Origin of the sequence: Billgrantia antri (assembly GCF_017868935.1) — a bacterium.
Lineage (GTDB): Bacteria > Pseudomonadota > Gammaproteobacteria > Pseudomonadales > Halomonadaceae > Halomonas > Halomonas antri.
The window spans coordinates 1,252,798-1,271,016 of record NZ_CP053383.1 but is presented as its reverse complement, the minus strand read 5'-3'; the positions used below and the strand labels follow the sequence as shown (position 1 = coordinate 1,271,016).

At 62.3% G+C, this 18,219-nt stretch carries 15 protein-coding genes; 3 read left to right on the top strand and 12 right to left on the bottom strand.

From position 1 onward, the window contains the following. Positions 1-132: 132 nt before the first annotated feature. The 3 genes from HNO53_RS06100 to HNO53_RS06090 form a co-directional block, all read right to left on the bottom strand. Positions 133-753, bottom strand: a complete 621-nt coding sequence (locus HNO53_RS06100; RefSeq protein ID WP_209477008.1) for a class I SAM-dependent methyltransferase — start codon at positions 751-753, stop codon at positions 133-135. A 408-nt stretch (positions 754-1,161) separates the two neighbouring features. Then, positions 1,162-1,470 carry an NIPSNAP family protein gene (locus HNO53_RS06095; protein WP_209477006.1) on the bottom strand — a complete coding sequence of 103 codons (309 nt, stop codon included), beginning with the start codon at positions 1,468-1,470 and terminating at the stop codon, positions 1,162-1,164. Positions 1,471-1,642: 172 nt separating this feature from the next. Then, positions 1,643-2,818 carry an MFS transporter gene (locus HNO53_RS06090; protein WP_209477005.1) on the bottom strand — a complete coding sequence of 392 codons (1,176 nt, stop codon included), beginning with the start codon at positions 2,816-2,818 and terminating at the stop codon, positions 1,643-1,645. A gap of 163 nt (positions 2,819-2,981) precedes the next feature. Between HNO53_RS06090 and HNO53_RS06085 the strand changes: the two genes are divergently transcribed. Beyond that, positions 2,982-4,388, top strand: coding sequence for an aminotransferase-like domain-containing protein (locus tag HNO53_RS06085; RefSeq protein WP_209478537.1), 1,407 nt, complete (start codon positions 2,982-2,984; stop codon positions 4,386-4,388). Between the two features lie 225 nt (positions 4,389-4,613). On the opposite strand, the gene HNO53_RS06080 is transcribed toward HNO53_RS06085, so the two are convergent. Genes HNO53_RS06080 through ftsH form a run of 4 tightly spaced genes read right to left on the bottom strand, consistent with a single transcriptional unit; the run spans position 4,614 to position 9,621 of the window. Beyond that, on the bottom strand, positions 4,614-5,333 hold the full coding sequence (locus HNO53_RS06080; protein WP_209477003.1) for an ABC transporter ATP-binding protein: 720 nt from the start codon (positions 5,331-5,333) through the stop codon (positions 4,614-4,616). A 10-nt stretch (positions 5,334-5,343) separates the two neighbouring features. After that, positions 5,344-6,549 (bottom strand): ABC transporter permease, encoded by a 1,206-nt coding sequence (locus HNO53_RS06075; protein ID WP_209477001.1) that lies wholly within the window; start codon positions 6,547-6,549, stop codon positions 5,344-5,346. A gap of 5 nt (positions 6,550-6,554) precedes the next feature. Further along, positions 6,555-7,757 carry an efflux RND transporter periplasmic adaptor subunit gene (locus HNO53_RS06070; RefSeq protein WP_209476999.1) on the bottom strand — a complete coding sequence of 401 codons (1,203 nt, stop codon included), beginning with the start codon at positions 7,755-7,757 and terminating at the stop codon, positions 6,555-6,557. Positions 7,758-7,794: 37 nt separating this feature from the next. Next, positions 7,795-9,621: an ATP-dependent zinc metalloprotease FtsH gene (gene ftsH, locus HNO53_RS06065; RefSeq protein WP_209476997.1), complete on the bottom strand. Its 1,827-nt coding sequence runs from the start codon at positions 9,619-9,621 to the stop codon at positions 7,795-7,797. A 216-nt stretch (positions 9,622-9,837) separates the two neighbouring features. On the opposite strand from ftsH, the gene HNO53_RS06060 reads away from it, so the two are divergent. Further along, on the top strand, positions 9,838-11,640 hold the full coding sequence (locus tag HNO53_RS06060) for a PHA/PHB synthase family protein (RefSeq protein WP_242597553.1): 1,803 nt from the start codon (positions 9,838-9,840) through the stop codon (positions 11,638-11,640). Positions 11,641-11,691: 51 nt separating this feature from the next. Here the strand turns inward: HNO53_RS06060 and HNO53_RS06055 are convergent, their stop codons facing one another. Further along, on the bottom strand, positions 11,692-15,048 hold the full coding sequence (locus HNO53_RS06055; RefSeq protein ID WP_209476995.1) for a cellulose binding domain-containing protein: 3,357 nt from the start codon (positions 15,046-15,048) through the stop codon (positions 11,692-11,694). A 419-nt stretch (positions 15,049-15,467) separates the two neighbouring features. Here HNO53_RS06055 and HNO53_RS06050 point away from each other — a divergent pair, with 419 nt between their 5' ends. Further along, complete coding sequence (locus HNO53_RS06050; protein ID WP_209476993.1) at positions 15,468-15,674, top strand: hypothetical protein; 207 nt, start codon at positions 15,468-15,470, stop codon at positions 15,672-15,674. Positions 15,675-15,693: 19 nt separating this feature from the next. Here the strand turns inward: HNO53_RS06050 and HNO53_RS06045 are convergent, their stop codons facing one another. From HNO53_RS06045 to HNO53_RS06030, 4 genes are all read right to left on the bottom strand, one after another. Next, entirely contained in the window at positions 15,694-16,242 is a 549-nt protein-coding gene (locus tag HNO53_RS06045; protein WP_209476992.1) for a dihydrofolate reductase family protein, read from the bottom strand. Positions 16,243-16,276: 34 nt separating this feature from the next. Continuing rightward, positions 16,277-16,870: a YdeI/OmpD-associated family protein gene (locus HNO53_RS06040; protein ID WP_242597552.1), complete on the bottom strand. Its 594-nt coding sequence runs from the start codon at positions 16,868-16,870 to the stop codon at positions 16,277-16,279. Positions 16,871-17,021: 151 nt separating this feature from the next. After that, a complete protein-coding gene (locus HNO53_RS06035; protein ID WP_209476990.1) occupies positions 17,022-17,594 on the bottom strand; it encodes a sugar O-acetyltransferase in 573 nt (190 codons plus the stop codon). 16 nt (positions 17,595-17,610) lie between these two features. Continuing rightward, a complete protein-coding gene (locus tag HNO53_RS06030; protein WP_209476988.1) occupies positions 17,611-18,159 on the bottom strand; it encodes an AAA family ATPase in 549 nt (182 codons plus the stop codon). Positions 18,160-18,219 lie beyond the last annotated feature (60 nt).

Sequence of the window (18,219 nt, the reverse complement as noted above, 5' to 3'; positions counted from 1 at the left end):
TCCTTTTACTGTAGTCGTTCACACTTGCCCTCAGGCATCTCCGCTCGACACGGCACAACGGTGAAGCCTGGATGAGCGAGCCAGGGACGCTTTCCTTGGCGGTCATCAATGCTAGCTGAGCTGCCGAGGTGACTATTCGCCCTTCCTGGCCACGATGAACACTGTTGCCTTTCCCGGCTGCCACTCCCGCTCGATGGTGAATCCTGCAGCGACCAGCTTGTCGACCAGCGCCTGCTTGCCGAAGCGATTCACGTAGGGAGCGAACCCCAGCATCTGCATGGGCGGAATCACCATGCGCAGCAAGAGGTTGATATCGCCGATCAGGACGGTGCTGGAGACGAACACGCCGCCGGGCTTGAGCAGGCTGTGTACTTTGGCCAACGTCGCCTCCAGGTCCTCGAGCAGGTGCAGGATGTTGAGCCCCAGCACGGCATCGAAGCTTCCTTCTTCCAGCGCCACCGTCTCCAGGGTGCCTTGTCGGAAGGCGATGTTCTCGATACCGGCGTCACGGGCCTTCTGCTCGGCGATCTCCAGCATCTGGTCGGAGATATCGATGGCGACGATATGCTTGACGTGAGGCGCATGAATGATCGCCGTGCTCCCCGTGCCGCAACCGAACTCCAGCACGGCCGAATCCGGGCGAAAGTACTCCTGGGTGATGGCGAGCTTGTGCTGGTACGCGCTCTCGTTACGAATGGGACTCTTGGCGTAGCGCGCAGCACTCTTGTTCCAGAAAGCCCTGGCGTTTTTCATCGATGCCACCCTAGGTCAGCGAAGCCGGTAAAAGGTTGCCTGGCCCGTTACGAGACGACTTGCCCGGCATGATGCGCCGGGAAGCACTCTCGCCTGACTGGCTCAGGAATTCCCAGCGCACGCGCGGCGGGTAACAGCGTCTCATCCACGAACCTGTCGAAGTCTTCTGCCGAGCGCCAGACATCTACGATGCGCCACCCGCCGGAAACGGGACCGCAGGCATGATGGAGGATACCCTCGGGAGCTCCATTAACGGCAAGACTCGCTCCTAACGTCTCGTAGGATGTCTGGTTAACGCCGGGGAACTCGATTGTCGTAACGACTGCCATTTTGTTCCTCTCCGTAGCATCTGGTGTTCGACAGTAGACCATGCTGAGGTTACGTTCCGTGTCTGTCGGTTGGATGACGCTAGGAACCAAACACCGGGCGGAAGAAGCTTCTTTCGTAGCTGAGGATGCAGCGCGTCTCTTCGGCATAGCGGAAGGCGGCCTGGCAATCGGGATCGGCAAACGACGCTACCCGATACTCCTCGTAGGCAGACATGCTGGGGAAAGTGAAGAGCGCGAGGGCGATGTTATTGGCCCCCTCCGAGGGCAAAAAGTAGCCTTGATGCTGCCCGCCGAACTTCTCGACCAGCGGTATCCACAGTTTGGCGTAATGCTCGAATTCATTCAGCTTGTAGGGATCGATAACATAACGCAGATAGCAGGTAAGCATGTCAGTCCTTATCGAGTATTGTCTTCAGATTGGTTCAAGAGTGATGAATATTGCATGCTTCGTTCATGCTTGCCACCAGCACAAGCAAGCCGAAGAATAATTTATCCAAGAAAAGTCACGAATTCACCGCCGCCGATTTTCTCAGCGTGGCAAAGTGCGCCCCAGTCAGTACTTACTTACTTGCCTCACGTTGTTGGAGCGCCCTTTGGCTAAAAATTCGTCCGCGCTGGAGTATGCCCAGCGTCACGGCTACGCCGCCAAGCAGTGCCAAACCAAAGATTCCCAGCGCAGCGGCATGACCGAAAGCATCGACCAAGACTCCTGTCGTGATAACGGGAATGCTGAAGCCGAGATATGCCATCAGGAAGTAGCCGGCGCTCGCCCGCGACGGGTGCTCCTTCGCCAAGTCTAGAACGCCACTCAGCCCGCCCAGATAGATGAAACCGTAGCAGGCGCTACTTGCCGCGACGGTACCCAGCAGTACGGCCACCAGGTCTCCCTGCAAGGCGCCCCAGGCGATCAGTGCATATGCCAAGGGCAAGATGACTAGCCCCACTTGCGTGGACATCTGCGGCGCCAGCTTCCTTGCCCATGGCTGGAAGAGCACACCACAGCTGCAGACGCCGAAGGTGGCGAAGCCGGCCCAGCCCGATAGGCCATGCCGGGTCAGGGTGGAAGGAAGGATCGCAATGACCAGCCCCACGGTAGCCCATGCCAGCAGAATCGAAAGCGCATAGCCGAAGGCTCCGGGGGGATAGTCCGGCAAGCGCAACATCTCGGCGCCAGCCTGCCGTGGGGAATCGTCCTTGAGTGTCAGCACCAGCAGCAGGGCCAACGCAGCGGCGCCTAGGTAGAGCCACAGGCTGGGTGGTGTCAGGCTCGGTGTATGAAGCACGAACACACTGGTAACGGCCGCACCGAGCCCGAACCCCAGCGCCGTGCTGGCCGTGACCCAGTTGGCTGGAGTTCGGCTATCCTTCCCAGCGAACAGCGCGAGCATGTAGGCGGGCGCCACTGCCGAGGTCATTGCGGTGCTGATGCCCATCATGAAGCGAGCGACACCCAGGGCCACCAAGCCTGGCACGGCGAGGGTCAAGCTCGTGGCAGCCAGGCACAGCATCAAAGCCGCCATGATCAACGTCTTGCGCCCTACCCGATCGGCCAAGCCATTGAAACCCAGCAGCACCGGCAGAATGCCGACGACATAGCAGGCAAACGCAACGGTCGTGGCGCCGACACCAGCACCGCTACGCGCTGCCAGGGCATCGTAAAGGGGCGCCTGTAAATTGACTGCCGTCGTGATCATGCAGAGTGCGAAGGCGAGTCGAATGGGCTGGAAACGGCGCATGGATTGGGTCTCGTTATGGATAGGGGAAAGAGCGCGGACTTGAAAGAGCCACCGCGTGAAGACAATTGCATCTATGCGCCATGCATGGAAAGGTACGGTTTCGTGAGTTATCGATAAACTGTTCCTGGCTTTTCTTGTACGGTTTTCGCGGGGCGTACCGATGATTAAGTTGGAATTGGACAAGCATTCGAACCGGCCCCTCGTGGAACAGCTAGTCGAGAGCTTCAAGGAGTGGATCGAAAGTAACGGCGGGGGCGGCGGTAGTCGCTTGCCTTCGATACGGCACTTGGCAGCGGAGCATGGAATCAGCCGCAATGTCGTGATCGATGCCTACGAACGGCTGGTGGCCCATGGGCTGGTACGTTCCCGACCAGGATCTGGATTCTATGTCGCGGCTACGGCCCCAACCGCCCTGGCCAAGGTGAAGCCGCAGTCGAGCCAACTGGAAGACGTCACGAACGACATGTGGAGCCTCTTCCAGGCTGACGAGAATCACCTGAAGCTCGGATGCGGCTGGTTGCCCAACCACTGGCGTGAAAGCGATGACCTGACCTATGCCATTCGCCAGGTGGCACGCCAAAGCCGCTCCGGAATTTTCGATTACAGTACGCCACTGGGCTCGCTGGATCTGCGCGGCTTGATCCAGGAGCGCATGCGGCTTCTGGGCATCGGGGCAGATGCCGATCAGATGCTGATGACCGGCGGCGGCAGCCATTCGCTGGATCTGGTGGTGCGTTTGCTGCTCGCACCCGGCGATGTGGTATTCGTCGAATCGCCGGGCTATTACAACCTGCTCGGGCTGCTGCGCTTGCAGCGCATCAAGGTCATCGGTGTGCCACGCCTGGCGGATGGCCCGGATATCGAGCGAATGGAAGCGCTTTTGGCCCAGCACCAGCCAAGGCTATTTTTCGTCAATAGCGTCTTCCAGAATCCTACGGGCTCCGTCTTGTCACCCGCGGTCGCCCATCGCATCCTGCAGCTGGCCGAGGCCCATGATTTTCAGATTGTGGAAGACGACATCTACGCCGATTTCCAGCACGATCCCAGCATTCGTCTCGCAGCACTGGATGGATTGGATCGGGTCATTTATCTGGGCAGTTTCTCCAAAAGTCTTTCATCCTCTTTGCGAGTTGGCTATATCACCGCAAGGCGCTCTTTGCTGAAACCCCTCGTCGATATCAAGATGCTGACCAGTATTTCTGCGTCACGCTTCGCCGAGCAGGTCGTCACGACCATGCTCCAGAACGGCAGCTACAGGAAACTGACGGAGCGCCTCAGGACAAAACTCTCCGGGCAAATGGCCGCTACCCTGACCCTATTGAAAAGGGCAGGCTGGGAGAGTTTCATCGAGCCGGCTGGCGGCATGTTCGTTTGGGTGCGTCATCCAGCGATTCGCTCCTCAACCCAGCTCGTTCTATATGCACAGCGAAAGGGGATTACGCTTTCGCCTGGGCACCTATTTCTACCGGAGGATGACGACTCCCCCTGGGTGCGACTCAACGTGGCCTACATGAATGATGCAAGAGCGCGGTCGTTCATACTCGAACCTGCCGGCGGTCGTGCCGGGTAACTCATTCCGCTCCCATCTCGATGCCGGGCCAACGGGCGGTGCGGTATCGACTATGGAGATACACTGTGACGCGCAGCATGGTGAAGAACAGGAACACCCAGGACGGTGCGTTTATCCTCATCTCGAACAGTATGAACGTTTACCTGGCATCGATTTCACATCCGCAAGGCGAAGCGAAACCCCAACCAGCACTTAGTTACCAGTCAGGCTCGGGAAGAGCTTGTTTCAATATCTATTGTGAGCATCACGCACGATACGCCCATCCACAAGTTCGATAACCCGGTCGCAGCGCGCCGAAATTCGCGGATCGTGACTGACGATCAACACCGCACAATCGTGCTCGGCATGGAAGCGACGAAACAGCTCGAACACTTCATCGGCGCTGGCGGTATCGAGGTTGCCGGTGGGTTCGTCGGCGAGCAGCAGCACCGGCTCACTGACCAGGGCCCGGGCAATCGCCACGCGCTGCTGCTGGCCGCCCGAGAGTTCGTTGGGACGCCGGGACGCAAAGGCAGCGAGCCCTACCGCAGCCAGCAGCTCCCTGGCCCTGTCGATAATGGCGGCTGTCGGTCTACCTTGCCGGATCATCAGCGGCATCAGCACGTTGTCCAGCACGCTGAAGGCCTGGATCAGGTGATGGAACTGGAAGACCAGGCCGATCGTGCCGCCGCGCAGGTCGGTGCGTTCCTGGTCGTCCATGGCGCTGGTCGGCCGCTCGAGTACGAACAGCTCCCCCGATGTCGGCGTGTCGAGCAGGCCGATGAGGTTGAGCAGCGTGCTCTTGCCCGAGCCGGAGGGTCCGGTGAGGCTGGCAAAGGTGCCGCGATCGAGGCGCAGGTCGATCGCATGCAGCACTTCGTTCTCCACCGGGGTGCCTACGTCATAGGCCTTGCACACGCCGGCCAGCCGCAGCACCTCGTTGCCCTGAACTACGTGGCTCTCCATAGCATGGCTCTCAGACATGGCGAATGGCCACCGCGGGGTCGAGTCGGGCCGCGCGGCTGGCGGGCCAGGCGGCAGCAGCGAGGCCCGCCATACCGGCCAGCGCCATGGCCGCCGGAATGAGCCATGGGTTGAAGCCGATCACGAACAGGCGGGGACCGAACACGTCGAAGGCCAGCACCAGCAGCGAGCCGAACAGCGCCCCCAATCCCCCGCCGACCAGCCCCAGCAGCGCACCCTGGATCAGAAACACGCGCAGGATTCGCCCCCGGCCGAGGCCCATTGCCCGCAGAATGCCGATCTCACGGGTTCGCTGCACCACGCTGACCGCCAGCACGCTGGCGATGCCGAATGCCACCGAAAGGCTGACGAAGCTGCGAATCATGGTCGTGGAGAGGGTCTGGGAGCGCAGTGCATTGAGCAGCTGCGCATTCGTCTCCATCCAGCTCTCCGCGCGCTGTCCGGTCAGCGCCCCGAGGCGAAGCGCCAGCCGATCGGCAGCGAACACTTCCGCTACGGTGAGTTCGAGCCCCGTCACGCCCCCGGGCAGGTCGAGGAGGCTGCGAGCCTCGTCCAGGTCGAGGTAAATGAGTCGATTGTCGATTTCGCGGACCCCCAGCTCGAAGACACCCGCAACGGTCATGACCACGGTGCGCTCCCCGGCGGTGTCGAGGCGCATCCGGTCACCGCTCTGCAGGCCCAGGTCATCGGCCAGCTCCCGGCCGATCAGGATCTCTCCGGGACGCAGCCGGAACACGCCTTCGACCATGTGGTCGGCAATGGGCAGTATGGCCCGCAGCCGCTCCGCGTCGGCCCCGATGATCGAGACCGAGCGATTGGCGCTGCCGCGCACCGCCAGCGCCGGACCGCTGATGACCGGCGATACCGCCGTCACCCCCGGCCAGCGATCGAGCACAGGCACCAGCGCCTGCCAATTGTCGATGGAGCGCAAACGCTGCGGTCTGCGGTCCTCCAGCACCAGGGCGATCGACGCTGGCTCTTGCAATGGCAGTACGCGATTGAACTCCTCGGGCGGCAGCAGGCGAATGTGGGCCTGCGTGCCCAGGGTGCGCTCGATGATGTTGGCCTGAAGCCCGGTGATGAGGGCACTGATGAAGACCACCACGGCTGCCCCCACCATGATGCCGACCAGCATCAGAGCGGTCTGGGCATGGCCATCACGCAGCAGGCTCCAGGCGATGAACCCTTCAATCCACATGAGCGTCACCGAATGAAGGAAAAAGGCTCCCGGGACGAGGCGGGCGCCCCCTGCTCCGGCTGGTCGGTTATGTGTGGCCGGATACGCTGCCCCGGGCTGAGGTCAGGATCGGTCAGCACGATCTCCCCCGCCGTCAGCCCTGCGGTGATCTCGGAATGAAGCAGCCCCTTCAGCCCCAGGGTCACGCTACGGGGTGCAACACGGCCCGCCTCGACCCCGTACACTCGGGCAGCAGCGCCCTCGACCCCGAACAGGGCATCGTTGGGCACCACCAGCGCCCGCTCACGGCGCGCAGTTTCGACATTGACCGATACCGTCATGTCCTCGCGCAGAAACCAGGGTTCCTCCTCCATGACCAGCCTGACGTCCACGGTGCCGCGGGCGGCGTCGACGATCGGCGCGATCAGGCTGATCGTGGCATCGAACGGTTGGTCGGGATAGGCGTCGGTGACGCAGCGGGCACGCTGCCCCACAGCCAGCTGGCCGAGGTGTCGCTCGTCGAACGGCACCCGCAGTTCACGCTGCCCGGTGCGAGCGATCTCCAGCAGTACCCTGCCGGGCTGCACCACATCCCCCGGCTCCACATTACGGGTCAGTACCGTGCCTGTGACCGGAGAGTGGATGACGGCACGCTTCAGGGCGGCCTCGGCGGCGGCCAGCCGTGCTCGCAGCAGCGCTTCTTCCGCACCGCCCGGTGCCAGCGCTTCCACGTCGAGGCGCGAACGCTCCAGGGCGACCCGGGCCGCGGCTTCGCGCTCTTCGGCCTGCTCCACCGCCTGGCGCGAGACCATATTGCTCTCCACCAGGCGTCGCGCACGCTCATGTTCGCGCCGGGCCTGCTCGAAATGCGCCCTGGCATCGGCAAGACCGGCCTCGGCCTGGGGCCGGCGCGCGCTCTCCAGCTGGCGGAGTGCCGCACGGGCCTCCTGCACGCGCTCGGCGAGTTCCGATGAATCGAGCACCACCAGGATGTCGCCGGGCTCGACCTGCTGCCCTTCGCGTACCAGGCGCTCGGTCACCCGGCCCACGATCTCGCTGCCGATCTGCGCACGCGACGAGGCCACCACCCGGCCGCTGGCCACCACCTGCTGAGTCAACGGGCCCTCTTTCACTTCATACGCCGTGGCGGACACAGGCATCTGCCAGTAGAAAAGCCCCGCAGCCGCCAAGGCGGCAAGCGCAACGAGGAGAACGATCCATCGGCTCATGAGCATCTCACGTTCTGCCGCCATCCATCGCGTAACGTCAGGAAGAGAGCACCGTCCCGGACGGTTTCATGGCGGGGAATTCCTCGGCGGTCAGCGTCTCGCGCTCCAGCAGCTTGGTGGCGCCGGCGGTCAGCTCATCTCGGCGCCGCTCCAGTATCTGAGATGCCTGGGTATAGGCTTCTGCCACCAGGTCGCGCACCGCTAGATCGATCTCGCGCCCGGTCGCTTCGGCATAGTCCTTGGGGTGCGCCGTGCCGTAGAAATCGTTTCCCAAGAAGGCTTGCCGGTCTTCTTCATAGACTACCTGCCCGACCGAATCCACCATGCCGAAGCGGGTTACCATGCGCCGTGCGATGTCGGTGACCTTGGCCAGGTCATCGGCTGCGCCGGTGGAAATTTCACCAAAAATGAGTTGCTCGGCGGCCCGGCCGCCCATGAGCACGACCATTCGGTTTCTGAGCTCGCTGGTGGTCTGCAGGAAGCGATCCTCGGTCGGCCGCTGGATCGTATAGCCGAGTGCCCCCACCCCGCGCGGTATGATCGAAACCTTGTGGACGGGATCCATGTCGGGTAACGCCGCCGCCACCAAGGCATGCCCCATTTCATGATGCGCCACCACCGCGCGCTCATGCGGGTTCAACAAGCGGCTCTTCTTCTCGAGCCCCGCGACGATGCGCTCGATGGCATTGGTGAAGTCTGCCATGGTCACGGTGTCGGCCTCCCGCCGGGTCGCCAGCAGTGCTGCCTCGTTCACCAGGTTGGCGAGATCGGCCCCGGTAAAGCCGGGAGTCAGCGCCGCCAGCTGGTCGAGATCGACATCGGCGTTCAGCTCACAGATCTTCTTTATGTGCACCTTAAGAATGGCGAGACGCCCGCTACGCTCGGGTCGGTCGACCAACACTTGCCGATCGAAGCGCCCGGCCCGCAGCAGGGCAGGATCCAGGATCTCCGGCCGGTTGGTTGCCGCCAGCAGCACGATGCCCTCGGAGGGATCGAACCCATCGAGCTCGGAGAGTAGCTGGTTCAGGGTCTGCTCCTTCTCATCGTACCCGCCCGTAAGCCCGGGACCGCGTGCCCTGCCGAGCGCATCCAGCTCATCGATGAAGATGATGCAGGGCTTGGTGCTGGCCGCCTGTGCGAACAGATCCCGAACCCTGGCGGCTCCGACACCGACGAACATTTCCACAAACTCCGAGCCAGAGATGGAGAAGAACGGCACCCCGGCCTCGCCGGCAACGGCCCGCGCCAGCAGGGTCTTGCCGGTACCGGGCGGGCCGACCAGCAGAATCCCCTTGGGGATATGGGCGCCCAGGCGGCCGTAGGTCTTGGGATCGCGCAGGAAGGCAACGATCTCCTTGAGTTCCTCCTTGGCTTCATCGACACCGGCAACGTCGTCGAAGGTGACCTTGGTGTCGGTTTCTACATAGACCTTGGCCTTGGACTTGCCAACGGACATCAACCCGCCCAGGCCCTGCTTCTCGGCGAAGCGGCGGAAAAAGAACATCCAGATCAGGTAGAAGATGCCGATGGGCAGCACCCAGGACATCAGGTTTCTGAAAAAGGTGCTTTCGAGTTCGCCGTCGTATTGGATGCCGTGCTGGGTCAGCATGTCCGCGAGCGGCGGGTCTACCCGATAGGTGATGAAAGAAGTACGGCCATCGGGCTGCGGTTGAGTGAACTGGCCAACGATGCGCTCAGGTCCCACCACGACGTCAGTGATCTTGCCTTCATCCAGCAGCTGTACGAATTCCGAATACGGTATGGGTTCCACATGACGCCAGTTCTCGAACCAGTTTAAAAAAGCCAGCCAAAGCAGGACGGCGGCGACCGCATACGCGAGATTGATCCGCTGCTTCTTGTCCATCTCAATCCACCGCCCAAGCGCTTAATGAGATTCACCTGATCATAGCCCACGAAGCCAGAATAGGACGGGGGTAGGCCGAGGATCTTGATCCCAGGCAAGTTTGATGAATGTCAATGGCCAAAGCGACGAAGCCTGCAATACTGGTGCTTGAGCTTACCGGACCACCGCGACGGCGATCGCCCGCGGTCACCCTGCCTCGATCATGGAGGCCATGCCATGTCGCCGGATTCACCCAACCCGCCCAATCCCGATGTTGCTCCCTGTGAACGACTTCCTGCTACCACGGAGCGCCCCAATCCGGGGTTCTACTCCACCCATGCGCTGGATCGAGCCTTCAAGGCCAACCTGGCCAGGCTGACCGCCGGTATCACTCCGGCCGGTTTGGCCAGCGTCTATTTCGAGTGGCTGGCCCACCTGATGCTCTCACCGGGCAAGCAACTGGAGCTGGGCGAGAAGTTCACTCGCAAGCTGACACGCTTCGGCCACTACATCAGTCGTCAGGCTCTCGAACCCGGCGCCACTGCCTGTATCGAACCCTTGGAGCAGGACCAGCGCTTCAGCGGCGAGGAGTGGCAGCGCTGGCCGTTCAACCTGATCTACCAGTCCTTCCTGCTGACCCAGCAGTGGTGGCACAACGCCACCAGCGACATTGACGGCCTCTCGTCCGACAGCGAACGGGTAGTGAACTTCATCACCCGCCAGGTGCTTGACCGCTACTCGCCCTCCAACTCCCCGTGGCTGAACCCGGAGGTCGTCGCGGCTACCCTTGCGACCGGCGGGCACAACCTGGCGGTCGGCTGGCAGCACTTCATCGAGGACTGGGAACGGGCCGTGTCCGGTAAGCCGCCGGTCGGCGCCGAAGCATTCCGTGTTGGAAAGAACCTGGCGATCACCCCCGGCAAGGTGGTCTACCGAAACCGACTCATCGAACTGATCCAGTACGCACCGACGACGAAACAGGTCTATGCGGAACCTTTGCTGATCGTGCCCGCCTGGATCATGAAGTACTACATTCTCGATCTTACGCCCGCCCAATCATTGGTCAAATACTTGGTGGGTCAAGGTCATACCGTGTTCATGATCTCGTGGCGCAACCCGGGCTCGGAGGAGCACAACCTGGGCATGGAGGATTACCGCCGGCTGGGGCCGATGGCGGCGCTGGACGTGGTCTCCACTATTACTGGCAGCAGCAAGGTGCACGGTGTGGGTTACTGCCTGGGAGGTACGCTGCTCTCCATCGCCGCGGCCGCCATGGCGCGGGACGGTGACGACAGGCTGGCAACTCTTACTACCCTGGCGACCCAGGTGGACTTCACCGAGGCCGGCGAACTAATGCTGTTCATCGGCGAAAGCCAGGTGGCATACCTGGAAAACATGATGTGGGACCAGGGCTATCTCGACGGTTTCCAGATGGCCGGCGCTTTCCAGATCCTGCGCTCCAACGACCTGATCTGGTCGCGAATCGTACACGACTACCTGCTGGGCGGACGTCAGCCCATGAACGCCCTCATGGCCTGGAATGCGGACCTGACCCGCATGCCCTACCGCATGCACTCGGAATACCTGCGCCAGCTGTTCCTCAACAACGACCTGGCCAACGGTCACTATCGAGTGGATGATCGGCCGGTAGTAGTCCAGGACATTCGCGCGCCGCTGTTCGTCGTCAGCACGACTGCCGATCATGTGGCTCCCTGGAAATCCGTCTACAAGATCCACTTGCTGGCGGATGCCGATGAGGTGACCTTCGTGCTGACCAGCGGCGGCCACAATGCCGGGATCGTCAGCGAGCCGGGGCACCCCGGGCGTCGTTTCCGGATGGATACGCCACGGCGTGGCAAGGCGTACCTGGATCCGGAAACCTGGCAACAGATCACGCCCGAGCAGGAAGGCTCATGGTGGCCGGCCTGGCATCAGTGGCTGGCGGCACACTCCAGCGAACAGGTGGCGCCGCACGCCATGGGCAGCCAGCAGTACCCGCCCCTGGCCAATGCTCCGGGAAACTACGTGCTGGCGCCATGAGCGGAGGACATGAGCGATTCAAGCACCGCTCCCCGAGAGCGAAGCGTACCTTCAGTTCTGGAAAATGACATCGCTATCCTCGAGCGCGTTGACCCCCAGCACGGCGAGCTGCAGATCGACGACACCGTCGCCGTTGACGTCCGCCTGAAGGTAATTTCCCGAATTTCGCAGCTCGCCGCCGTTGCCGCTGAAGCCTTCTTCGCCGCGCCAGGTAAAGGCTTGGGTGCCCTCCAATTCGCTGTTGGCGTCGATCGCTGAGAAGTCGATCCGGTCACCTTCGAGGCGGTTGAAATCGAGCAGGGTGTCCTGGCGTTGTGGGGTTGAATCCCACGTGGAAAGGTACGCGAAGATGTCGGCACCCGCACCGCCGGTCAGCGTATCGGCCCCGCTGCCGCCCACCAGGCGGTCGTTGCCTGCGCCGCCGGTGAGGTAGTCATCGCCGCGCAGGCCGTTCAGGGTGTCGTCGCTGTCGGTGCCGGTCAGGGTACTGCCGGGTTCGCCGGTGATTGGGTTGCCGTCGCTATCGACTTCCTGCTCGACCTCCGAGGGGTCGAGCTTGGCCGGTTCGGCCTGACCTTCCACCACGACGTCGCCCGGTAGGTGCTGCTGCTCGTCGTAGACACGGTAACTGAAGCGCCATACCTCGCCGGGCTGAAGCACGGCGGCATCGTCATCGGAGACACGGTAGCGCTCGCCGTCACGCTCCAGCATGCCGTTCCACAGCGTGTCGATGTCGGCGGGCAGCGAGAAATCGACGACGGGATCGGCAATGGCATCGCTGGACGTGTTCTCGACCAGTACTTCGGTGGTGTAGCCGCCCGACCATTCGCTGATGATATTGCTCGTCACCGAGGTCGGGTCGCTCTCCGGTACCTGCGGTGTGCCTTCCACCACGGCATTCGCCGGCAGCGCCTGGCTGGTGTCGTAGGCCTTGTAGGAGAAGCGCCAGCTTTCGCCGGGCTGCAACGTGGTCGGGTTGTCGTCGGAGACGGTGTAGCGAGAGCCGTCGCGGGTCGCCGTGCCGTTCCACAACGTATCGATCTCGCCAGGCAGGTCGAAGCTGACCGAGGGGCTTTCGATGGCCAGGTGGGAGGTGTTCTCGACGATCACCTCGGCGGTGTAGCCGCTCGACCATGTACTGGTGAGGTTGCTGGTGAGGCTTGTCTGGCTACCGAGTTCGGCTTCGCTCTCATCACCCGCGACGAGCTGATCCAGGTCCACGTCGAGCGCCTGGCCGTCGAGACGCAGCCCCTGGGGGAGGTGGCTCTCGGGCGCATGGGCCTTGAAGGAGAAGCGCTGGGTCTCGCCCGGCGTCAGGGTATCGTCGCCCGCCAGGGCCAGGGAGTAGCTGTCACCTTCACGCGCCAGTAGATTCGCCCCGTAGAACTGGGTGATCTCGCCAGGCAGCGTGAAGTCGATGCGCGGGTCGTCGAGGCTCGAGTCGCCATCGTTGGTGATCTCGACGGCCATTACGTAGCCGCTGTCCCAGCGGCTGACGCTTTCGAAACGTACCGAGGCGGCAATGTCGTTCGCCGGCGGCGAGTCCGGCTGCTCCGACGGTGCGTCATCGTCGGGAAAGTGGATGGGGTCGTCGACGAGGATCTCGTCGGCAGTGGGTATCGACGGTGCCGAACCGGACATGACCGTACGCGATTCGACGTCGAGCACGGTGCCGTCGCCGAACACGGCACGCTCGACGTCGATCAGCAGGTCATCGTCGCCCCAACCGTCCAGGAACAGGCCGCCGTCCGGCATGGATTGGGAATCGTAGGTCGCGTAGTCGCCCATCATCAGCGCCGTGTCGTGGCCCACTCCCCCCTCGAGACGGTCGTTGCCCGGGCCACCGCGCAGGATGTCGTCGCCGGCGCCGCCTAGCAGGGTGTCGTGTCCCCTGGCCCCGTCCAGGTAGACGCCATCGTCGGAGCCCGGCACCACGTCGTTGCGCCGGGACCCGACCACGTAGTCGAACGTCACCTGGTTGGCGGTGGAATCGGTCGGCGCGCCAAAGCTCTCCCCGCCCTGGTTGATCCACAGGGTAGGCGACATGTTATCGGTCGCCGGGTCGCGCACGGATTGCGAGACCCGCACCGTGTTGTCATGATCCTGGCCGCCGTGGAAGTTGATGTCGCGGTCGGTGTACTCGACGTGGATGTCGTTGCCCACGGAGGAGCGCCAGGAGGCGAACAGCACGCCGTGGCGCATGCCGCTGTCGCTCAGGTCGGTGAAGGTGCCGTCGTAGCTTTCGAACAGCTCGTAGGCATAGCCGTTGCCGCCGCTGCCCTTGTTGAAGGCACCTTCGGCATGGAGGTTCTCGGCGCGCATGTCGACGGAACGATTGGCGACGAAGGCGACCGAGGGTCCGTCGATCACCTCGACATCGGCGACGCGCGCCCCGACCGTGCCGTTGAACTCGACGGCGTGGTAGCCCAGGTGCGACGACAGCGTGTTGGTGAAGGTGCCTGCCTCGGGGGTGCCGAGCTGGTAGCCGATGGAGACGCCTTCCAGGGTGACGTTCTCCAGGGCATCGACGCGCTGGATCCTGGCTTCGCCACCGTCGAAATCGAAGTGCACGCCGCGGTCGAGGGTGACGGTGCTGCCGTCGCGCTCGACGACTCGCGCCATGCTGGTGCGCAGCGGCGCGTACTGGCTGCCCTGCCATGTGGTGTTGCCGATCTCCTCGAAGTACTCGGCGTCGTTGTCCTGCCAGATGCGCACCATGTCGCCGGCGGCCAGGCCATGGCCGCTGGCAAGGGTCAGCGTGTCGCTGCCCTCCGCGGCATCCGCCTGAAGCCGGCCGGCGCTGGCCGTGCCCTTCCCTTCGAACAGCAGCCCATGGGCGCCGTCGCGCTCCAGCGCCGTGTCGCTGAAGGTAAGCGTCGTCCTGCCGCTACCGGCGCCTATCAGCGAGACATCCGAACGCGTGACGCTCACCGAATCGTCGAAGACGTACTCCCCCTCGGCCAGGCGCACGCTGGCCCGCTTCGGAGCGCCGTTGAGCAGGGTGGCCAGTTCTTCCGCCGAGATGCCGGGCTCGACCGTGGCCACGCCGTCGATGAACGCCTCGTCGACACTGTCGGGGGCATCGATGTCGGGCGATTCGACGACCACCGGCTGGTCGTTGACGCTGAAGTGGGACGGCATCTGCGAACTGCCGTCGACGCTCTTGATCTTGAAGCTGACCGTCTCGCCCGGGGCGATGTCGTTATTCGGGTCATCGTCCATGACCTCGTAGCGCTGACCTTCGTGAGCGGTCAGGCGGCCACCCCAGACATCCGTCACCGAACCCGGCAGGTCGAACCCCACCCGGTAATCCTCGATGGGCAACGTCCCCTCGTTGGTCACCGAGACCTCGAAGACGAAGCCATCGTTCCACTGGCTCGTCACCGTGTAACCGACGCGCGCCGACATGACACTCCCCTGTGCGAAAGAACCGAGTAATTAGTAAAAAATAACTAGGCAGTTCTCATGCTCAGGCTAGTCACGCAGAAAAGCCGCAGGCAAGCGAAGCGAGACGGCTGCATTGCCAAGGCTCTGCAGCAACGGCGCGAGCCATTGTGTCAGCGCCAGGCCAGCGCCATCTTGCCCTTCCAAGGTCTCGCAAACAAATGCTCAAGATTGGTATGGGCAAGCCGATAATCTTTCTACTAGGCTGAACGAAACAGAATGTTACAAAATATGTGCTTAATGTATCTGCATGGCGACAATACCGGCAGTGCCTAATGGATGCAGAGACGCTTTGGCCTGAGCAGACGAGATCAAAGCCAAGCGCAAGCGCGCTGTGGTGAACTGGAGAATCCTGGCGTTGATGCGCCAGTGGAGGTGACGCCATGAACTGGACAAAACTCCCCGACAACTGGTGGTGCAACGAGTTCGGCGACCAGATCCACCGCTACGAGATCCTGGACGACGAGGACCGATGCCTGGTCGAGTACCACCTCCACCACGCAGGGGAACGTCTGCCTTGGAGTGGCAAAGCCCACACTCTGGCCGAAGCCCAGCGCCAGTTGGAGCAGAGCCGGGCGTTGATGGCCTGAAGAGCAGCGTTCCTCTGCCTCACGGCACCCTGTAGCACAGCTCCGCAAAGCCTGTGCCCACCTGGCGGACGGAGACCAGCTCCAGCGGCGGATTGGTGATGCGGCGTGGAAACAGCGGCTTGCCGCTGCCCAGGGTAACCGAGCCCACCTGGACGAGGATTTCATCCAGCAGACCGGCATCATGGAATTGGCCGGCCAGATCGCCACCGCCCACGACCCAGAGGTTCTTTCCGCCAGCCGCTTGCACCATCTCGGCATGAACGGGAGCGACGCTACCCTGCACGAAGCGGATATCCGCACCTTCGATGCTCGGCAGCTTGCGGCTCGAGAAGACCCAGGTTGGCTGCGTATAGGGCCATGGCGAACCGGTTGCCTCAGCGACTTTCTCCGAATGTCGCAGCATCCACTCATAGGTGGTGGAGCCCATGGCCAGTGCCCCGACCTCTGCAAAGAAGGCGGAATAGCTCGTATCGTTGATGTCTCCCAGGGGAAAGAGCCAATCCAGGGAATCGTCTTCGGTGGCGATGAAGCCGTCGAGGCTGGTCGCCGTGTAGTACTGCGTCTTCATGATGTTTGGCTCCGAATGAGCAGGCGCTACCAGCTCAGCGGCCGTTCAGCCCCTTGCCGGCAAGGATATCGGGTAGGCACTTTTCGATTCGCGATGAGCGGGTACTGGAGTGCTTGGCCCCGCCGACATGGAGGATGTAGCCCCTCTGCCGCCCCGGGGTAAGCGCCTCGAAAGCGGCTTTCAGTACCGGGTCTCTTTCCAGCGCCGAGCGAAGCTCTTCCGGATACGTCAGCTCACGCTTCTCGCTGAAATCCACCTTGGCGCCGGCCTTCTCGAGCTCGATGGCCTCAAGGAGGTAGGCCTTCAGCGTGCCGGCCCGCTCGGTGATGTCACGCACCTGGGTGAAGCGAATCTGCCGCATCGCCTGGGAATGCTCGCCCGGTGCGACGAGTAGCCGTTGCGGGTCGTTCAACAGGCTGCCCTTGAAGAAACCGAGGGCACAGTAATGCTTCAGGCCGAAGATCAAGGCCACGTTGCCGCCCTGACACGAGTAGCAGAGCTTGCCCCACTTCACCGCTTCGGTCAGCCCACAGCCAAGCAGTATGTCTCTCAGCGCTTTTCTTTCTTCGTGCCATTCCGGCTTGTTCAGGAGCGAATCGACTTTCGAATTCGTATCGTACATTGTCATTATTCTCTCTATCGGGACCTAGCCTACCCAGTCAGTACTTACTTACCTCTAAAGGCCGTTAAACTTACCACCCACCCCTTCATAGAACGTTCTTCTGAGTTCCGCCAGTCAGCCTTGCAAGTTGCCGTCCGTGTCGGGGCATTGAGTGGTTTCAGCGGGACGTATCATCCCCGAGCGAGCGAATCACTCGGCATGGATTGCCGGCGGCGAACGCATCCTCGGGGATGTCCTTGGTCACCACGCTACCGGCGCCGATGACCGAGCGGGCGCCGATGGTGACGCCGGGGCAGAGGATCGCCCCGCCGCCGATCCACACGTCGTCGCCAATGGTGATGGGCTTGGCAGCTTCCAGGCCGCTGCGGCGCTGCTCGGCATCGAGCGGGTGGGTGGCGGTATAGATTTGTACATTAGGACCGAACATTACGTGGTGGCCGATGGTGACGGCTGCCACGTCGAGGATCACACAGTTGAAGTTGAAGAAGACCCGTTCTCCCAAGACGATGTTGCCGCCGTAGTCGCAGTAAAATGGCGGCTCGATGAAGGTGCCCTTGCCCATGGCCCCGAACAGCTCGCCCAGCAGCCGCTTGCGCTCCTGCCCCTGGTCGTCGCGGGAGTCGTTGAAGGCCTTGGTCAATATACGGGCGCGGTGACGCTCTTCGAGCAGCTGCGGGTCCCGTGGGTCGTAAAGCTCACCGGCCAGCATCTTTTCCTTTTCGCTTTTCATCGCTCCTCCGGCGAAATTACGACTCAGCTAGCGATTGCTCGAGCACCGCATCGGCCAGCTCTTCAGGTGGCTGGGCTGAGTTCAACCTGAGAGTCGAGCACGGCAGTTGTTCGATCCACTCTTCGTGTAGCGCCACGCTGCGAATCGGTGGAGAAGCCGTATCGTAACTTGCTGCCCATTCGAGAAACTCCAAGTGCTGTTCATACATGTCACCCGTTGGAAGCACTCGACTGCCGTATCGTTGACGCTCACGCTCGCGCAGTCTTTCCATTCGTATCGCAGGGTCGAGGCGCAAGAATACAGCCAGGGTGAACAGGCCTTCGAGCGCCTTGCCCCAACTGACGAGAGAACCGGACAACACCCAGCTATCGTGGCCTTGCATATCGGCAATAATCGAAGCTACACGCTGTTCCGGAGAGTTCTTCTGGGTGAAAGGGGGATCGGTGCGCTTCCAGTAGTAGTCGTCAACGTCCAGGTGCGGAACTTGAAGTCGTGACGCCACCAGCGAACCCAAGCTGGTACTCCCGACGCCTGACGCGCCGAAGATATGAATTCGATTTGCCATGTTTACTCCTCCTTCCATGTGTAGTGAAACGCTGCCCAGCGGTGTACTTCACCATGCCGG

Coding starts and splice junctions, on each gene's coding strand:
- HNO53_RS06070 (WP_209476999.1), bottom strand. CDS start 7,757: ATGAGCCGATGGATCGTTCTCCTCGTTGCGCTTGCCGCCTTGGCGGCT.
- HNO53_RS06055 (WP_209476995.1), bottom strand. CDS start 15,048: ATGTCGGCGCGCGTCGGTTACACGGTGACGAGCCAGTGGAACGATGGC.
- HNO53_RS06090 (WP_209477005.1), bottom strand. CDS start 2,818: ATGCGCCGTTTCCAGCCCATTCGACTCGCCTTCGCACTCTGCATGATC.
- HNO53_RS06075 (WP_209477001.1), bottom strand. CDS start 6,549: ATGTGGATTGAAGGGTTCATCGCCTGGAGCCTGCTGCGTGATGGCCAT.
- HNO53_RS06050 (WP_209476993.1), top strand. CDS start 15,468: ATGAACTGGACAAAACTCCCCGACAACTGGTGGTGCAACGAGTTCGGC.
- HNO53_RS06040 (WP_242597552.1), bottom strand. CDS start 16,870: ATGACAATGTACGATACGAATTCGAAAGTCGATTCGCTCCTGAACAAG.
- HNO53_RS06045 (WP_209476992.1), bottom strand. CDS start 16,242: ATGAAGACGCAGTACTACACGGCGACCAGCCTCGACGGCTTCATCGCC.
- HNO53_RS06080 (WP_209477003.1), bottom strand. CDS start 5,333: ATGGAGAGCCACGTAGTTCAGGGCAACGAGGTGCTGCGGCTGGCCGGC.
- HNO53_RS06095 (WP_209477006.1), bottom strand. CDS start 1,470: ATGCTTACCTGCTATCTGCGTTATGTTATCGATCCCTACAAGCTGAAT.
- HNO53_RS06030 (WP_209476988.1), bottom strand. CDS start 18,159: ATGGCAAATCGAATTCATATCTTCGGCGCGTCAGGCGTCGGGAGTACC.
- HNO53_RS06060 (WP_242597553.1), top strand. CDS start 9,838: ATGTCGCCGGATTCACCCAACCCGCCCAATCCCGATGTTGCTCCCTGT.
- HNO53_RS06035 (WP_209476990.1), bottom strand. CDS start 17,594: ATGAAAAGCGAAAAGGAAAAGATGCTGGCCGGTGAGCTTTACGACCCA.
- HNO53_RS06100 (WP_209477008.1), bottom strand. CDS start 753: ATGAAAAACGCCAGGGCTTTCTGGAACAAGAGTGCTGCGCGCTACGCC.
- ftsH (WP_209476997.1), bottom strand. CDS start 9,621: ATGGACAAGAAGCAGCGGATCAATCTCGCGTATGCGGTCGCCGCCGTC.